Raw genomic sequence first — 4370 nt, 5'->3', positions numbered from 1 at the left:
AAGACCGCGAGCCCGCCGACCGCGACGGAAACGCGGCGGCCGCCGAGGCCGACGAGACCGGGGCCCCGACCGACTCCGGCCTGAGCGACGCCGCGCGACGGTTCGCCGAGCGCTCGGAGCGCTGAGGTCGGCGTCGACGGGTCAGAACGGCGGGGAGAGGTACTCGCTCGGCACGGCGTTCCGGGCCGTCACCTGCGGGTCGACCACCTGGCTGATCTCCAGGCCGCCGACGAGACTGGAGAAGAGGTACGCCTCGGTTCGCGAGAAGCCGTGGTGGTGTGCTAACATGTCGAGCATGTCGCCGTTCGCCAGTTCGACGGCCGCCTCCAACGTCGGCGCGCTCGCGACCGTCTTCACCGCGTCGCCGGTGTCGAGGAGCGGGCGGTCGAGCGCCACGTCCGGGTCATCGATCACCGAGAGCGTCGCGTCGACCTCGACCGCGATCTCGGCCCCGGTCCCGCACATCTCCCCGTCGGCCATCGCGGCCTTCGCGTCGCCCAGCGCCAGCATCGCGCCCTCCTGAAACACGGGGAAGTAGACGGTCGTCCCGGCGGTCACGTCGGTCGTGTCGAGGTTTCCGCCGTGGTCGTCGGGCGTGAGCGTCGATATCGTCTCGCCGTCCGTGGCGACCCCGATCGTCCCAATCACGGGGTCGATCGGCACGTCGATCCCCTCGAAGTCGATCGCCGCCGCTCCCCCGTCGCTCCCGCTTGCCGCTTCGACCTCCGTGATCCGCGTCGCGGGGTGGTCGATATCGGGGTCGTCCTGAAGCAGGCCGAACCCGGGCGCGGTGAGCACGCGGCCGCGGTCCTCGGCGACGCGCACGGCCTCGATCTCGACCGCGAGGACGTCGCCGGGGCTCGCGCCGGCCACCGCGATCGGTCCCGTCGCGGCGTTGACCTCCTCCGGAATCGCGTCGAGCAGGTCGTCGGGCGCTTGGATCTCGCCGTTCAGGCTGTCGACCGTCTCGACCGTCACCGACTCGCCGTCGGCGGCCTCGTACACCGGGTCCATCTCGGGTCCGAACTCGTACACGTGGCCGTCGCGGTGTGTTATGGTCTCGCGTGACATCACGTGACCGTGGGCGCTCCGGCGACAAAAACCCCGAGCCGACTCAGCGCGGCGACCGTCCCACGAGGGGCGTCAGCGCGGCGACCGTCCCACGGGGGGCGTCAGCGCGGCCGGTCTCACTGCGGCAGGTGTCAGCGCGGCGGTGACGCCTCGGGCGGGACGATGAGGACGTTGTTCGTCCCGCGCGCGACGATCGACTCCGCGGTGCTTCCGAGGAGGAGCCGCCGGAGGCGGCTCGTCCCGCGCGCGCCGATGAGCGTGGTCGTCGCGCCCACGCGCCGCTCCTCGGCCGCGATCTCCTCGACCGGGTTCCCCGACCTGACGTTGGTCCCGACGTCGAACCCGGTCCGATCGCGGAGGTCCGTCGCCAGTTCCTCCAGCCGCTCCGCGGCGTCCCGCATCGACTCCGTGTCGCCCGGGCCGTCGACGTGGAGCAGGGACGCGCGCTCCGTCGCGCCCGTCAACGCCGGGAAGAAGTCGAACGCGCGCGCCGCGTTCTCGGAGAAGTCGGTCGCGTACAACACGTCTTGGAACAGGTGTTCCTTCTTGACCGCGTGGCCGTCAGACGTCTCCTCGATCCGCTCGACGAGCAGGGGTCTGACCGCCGTCCGCGCGACGTTTCGCACGGTCCCGCCGATGAGCCGGTTCCGGAGCGGCGCCTCGCCGCGCGACCCGACGACGATCATGTCGGCGTCGAGGCGCTCGGCCAAGCCGTTGATGCGCCGGTGCGGGGTCCCGCGAGCGACGTGCGTCTCCACGTCGAACCCCGCGCGCTCGAACACGCGCCGCTGCGGGGCGAGCGCCTCGCGGGCGTCGGTGGCGGCGTCCATCCCCGGCAGCCCGCTGGAGACGTTGTCCGGGACGACCGTCAGCAAGTGAACCTCCGTGACGCCGATGTTGTCGAGGCAGTCGAGGCAGGTCCGCGACTCGATCGCCGCCTCGTTCGCGTCCGAGAGGTCCGTCGCGAATACGATGCGCATACCTACCCGTTCGTCCTCCTCAGTAATATTGTTTTTGTTGTACAATACAGGAGACAGTCGGGCTCAGTCGATCGGGTCCGAGCCGGCGGACGGGTCGTGGTCGAGGAGCGGCGAGTCCGGGTTCGCGCACCCCTCCCGGCCGCAGACGCCGGCGTCGTCGCCCGCGCGCTCGACGCCGGGAGCGAGCCCGCCGATCTCCCAGTCGACGGCGTGGCCCGTCGCGCGCTCGTGCTCGTCGAGCGCGGTCCGCGCCCGGCGGAGCGAGTCGAACGACTCCTCGTACGCGCAGTCGGTACAGCGAACCCGAACGGTCGTCGCCATAGGACTTGCTTCGCCCCCGACGACCGTAAGTGCCGCCATCGGCGCCGGGTCCGATCGACCCGACGTCGGTCGCCGCGGCGGTTCTACCTAGTATTGACTCAGATGCGCAAGATTAAAACCATCCCAGAGAGTATTGTCTGTTGCGTACAAACAACCGACCCATGAGCACAGAACTCGACATCGCGGAGACCCTGGACGTGAAAGGACTGAGCTGCCCGATGCCCATCGTGAAGACGAAGGGCGCGATAGACGACCTCGCCCCCGGTGAGGTGTTGGAGGTCGTCGCGACCGACCCCGGCAGCGTGAGCGACATCGACGGATGGGCGACCGGCACCGACGGCGTCACGCTCCTCGAACAGGAGGAGGGCGACGACGTGTACACCCACTACGTCCGCAAGGAGGAGTGAGCATGGACGAAATCGGCATCATCATCTCCGACGACGACCCGAAGAACCTCGCGATGGCGACCAACCTCGGCCACGTCGCGCTGACGATGGACACGGACGTGTTCCTCTACTTCACCTTCGACGGGCTGACGCACCTGCTGGAGGGCGAGAAGGACCTCTCTTCGGTCCAGCCGCTCCTCGACGAGGGGATGCCGAACCCCTACGACATGCTCGACCAGCTGATCGCCGACGGCGGTGAGGCGGTCACCTCGGTCGCGTGTACGACCACGCTGGACATGCTCCAGTGGGAGCAGGACGCCATCGACGACGACCTGACGACGCAGTTCGCCGGCGCGGTCACGTTCCTCGAAGCGGCCGACGAGGCCGACCACGTGTTCACGTTCTGAGCGTCGGCGCCGCGTCACCGCTCCCGGTATTCCCCCTTCTGCGTCCGTTCTTCGGACGCGTCGCCGTCCGAAACGCTCGCTTGCCGAGGACGTCCCGATCGGCGCGAGCGCAGCGCGTGCCCGAACCGTGCGAGGACGGGTCAAAGCTGTTTTGGAATGTAGTGGGCGAACCACACACGTTCCCGTTGAAAAGCGCTGTCCGGACTGTGAAGAACCGCTCGAAGCGATGTGACTACACGGAACCGACGCCATAAGATCGCTCTCGATCGTCTCCGAAGGGTCGAACGAAGGGTTTCTCGGCGATCTCCGAGCGGACGAGATTCTCACGCCTCCCGTACGTCTGTCCCGACTGCCGACGGAGGGCTCTCTACGCGGAATAGCGACGGGAAACGGGGCCCGGAACGCCGCGCGAATCGACCGCCGGAACGAGAATCTGACCGGTAGCCGACTTCGCCGCCGAAGAAACGACGCGATACCGACGCCGACCGCTCGCACGCCGATTTCCGCGCGTCGGGCCGCGTCACGACCGAACGGTCGGTCGCTGGGTCGGTTCGGTCGGCCGCTGGGTCAGTTCTTGACGGTGGCGCGCTCGGGCTGCTCGTACTTGTCCTCGAACTCGCCGATGAGCTGACCCATCTTCGCGTACCAGTCGTTGAGCAGCCGCTGCATGTCGTCCGCGATCTGCGACGGGTCCGTCGGCATGTACACGTGGTAGTAGCCTCCCTGCTCGTAGTTGATCTGTTCTTTCTGGATGAAGCCGGCCTTGAGGAGCCGCTGAACCGCGCGGTAGGCGGTGGAGCGTTCCCGGTCGACGCGCTCGGCGACCTCGTCGATCGTGAGCGCCTCGTCGGCCGATACGAGCGTCTGGTAGCAGTCCTTGTCCAACTGCTTCAGGCCGTGGAAACACTCGAGTAACCCCTCGCACTCCATGTCCCGTTGGAGCTGTTCGGACATCGAATCGGGCATTTTACAGTGTACGTATGGCGTCCCGGCGCTAAAAGTGTTGTGTGTGAGGTATACAATTCCGCGCACTCGGCCGACGAACGCCGACCGTTAGCCGGTCGAAGGCGTCTGGGCGGGGCCGCTACTCGCCGGCGTCCGCGCCGGTGTCGTCCGCGTCGGTGTCGTCCGCGTCGGTATCGTCCGCGTCGGTCTCACCGTCCTCCTCGTCGTCCGCGCCCGACCCCGCCGCCCCCACCGCGGCC

Annotated in this window: 6 protein-coding genes; 2 read left to right on the top strand and 4 right to left on the bottom strand. The window is 68.3% G+C overall.

The features are described 5' to 3' along the window. Positions 1–141 precede the first annotated feature (141 nt). From B9G38_RS14445 to B9G38_RS14435, 3 genes are all read right to left on the bottom strand, one after another. Entirely contained in the window at positions 142–1071 is a 930-nt protein-coding gene (locus B9G38_RS14445; protein ID WP_086220833.1) for an acetamidase/formamidase family protein, read from the bottom strand. 131 nt (positions 1072–1202) lie between these two features. Then, a complete protein-coding gene (locus B9G38_RS14440) occupies positions 1203–2051 on the bottom strand; it encodes a universal stress protein (protein ID WP_086220832.1) in 849 nt (282 codons plus the stop codon). 63 nt (positions 2052–2114) lie between these two features. Further along, positions 2115–2411: a hypothetical protein gene (locus tag B9G38_RS14435; protein ID WP_086220831.1), complete on the bottom strand. Its 297-nt coding sequence runs from the start codon at positions 2409–2411 to the stop codon at positions 2115–2117. A 122-nt stretch (positions 2412–2533) separates the two neighbouring features. Here B9G38_RS14435 and B9G38_RS14430 point away from each other — a divergent pair, with 122 nt between their 5' ends. Together B9G38_RS14430 and B9G38_RS14425 are read left to right on the top strand one after the other, a co-directional pair. After that, positions 2534–2779, top strand: a complete 246-nt coding sequence (locus tag B9G38_RS14430; RefSeq protein WP_004596950.1) for a sulfurtransferase TusA family protein — start codon at positions 2534–2536, stop codon at positions 2777–2779. Positions 2780–2781: 2 nt separating this feature from the next. Further along, positions 2782–3165, top strand: coding sequence for a DsrE family protein (locus tag B9G38_RS14425; protein ID WP_004596952.1), 384 nt, complete (start codon positions 2782–2784; stop codon positions 3163–3165). A 567-nt stretch (positions 3166–3732) separates the two neighbouring features. Here B9G38_RS14425 and B9G38_RS14420 read toward each other — a convergent pair. Continuing rightward, positions 3733–4131 carry a helix-turn-helix domain-containing protein gene (locus tag B9G38_RS14420; protein ID WP_017344090.1) on the bottom strand — a complete coding sequence of 133 codons (399 nt, stop codon included), beginning with the start codon at positions 4129–4131 and terminating at the stop codon, positions 3733–3735. Between the last annotated feature and the right edge of the window lie 239 nt (positions 4132–4370).

It is taken from the genome of Halorubrum sp. SD612, assembly GCF_002135005.1.
Note: the sequence above shows the minus strand (reverse complement) of the source record. Positions and strands in the feature narration are given on the sequence as shown.

Excerpts from the sequence above, each read along its gene's own strand:
- B9G38_RS14440 (WP_086220832.1), bottom strand. The coding sequence starts at position 2,051 with ATGCGCATCGTATTCGCGACGGACCTCTCGGACGCGAACGAGGCGGCG.
- B9G38_RS14435 (WP_086220831.1), bottom strand. The coding sequence starts at position 2,411 with ATGGCGGCACTTACGGTCGTCGGGGGCGAAGCAAGTCCTATGGCGACG.
- B9G38_RS14445 (WP_086220833.1), bottom strand. The coding sequence starts at position 1,071 with ATGTCACGCGAGACCATAACACACCGCGACGGCCACGTGTACGAGTTC.
- B9G38_RS14430 (WP_004596950.1), top strand. The coding sequence starts at position 2,534 with ATGAGCACAGAACTCGACATCGCGGAGACCCTGGACGTGAAAGGACTG.
- B9G38_RS14420 (WP_017344090.1), bottom strand. The coding sequence starts at position 4,131 with ATGCCCGATTCGATGTCCGAACAGCTCCAACGGGACATGGAGTGCGAG.
- B9G38_RS14425 (WP_004596952.1), top strand. The coding sequence starts at position 2,782 with ATGGACGAAATCGGCATCATCATCTCCGACGACGACCCGAAGAACCTC.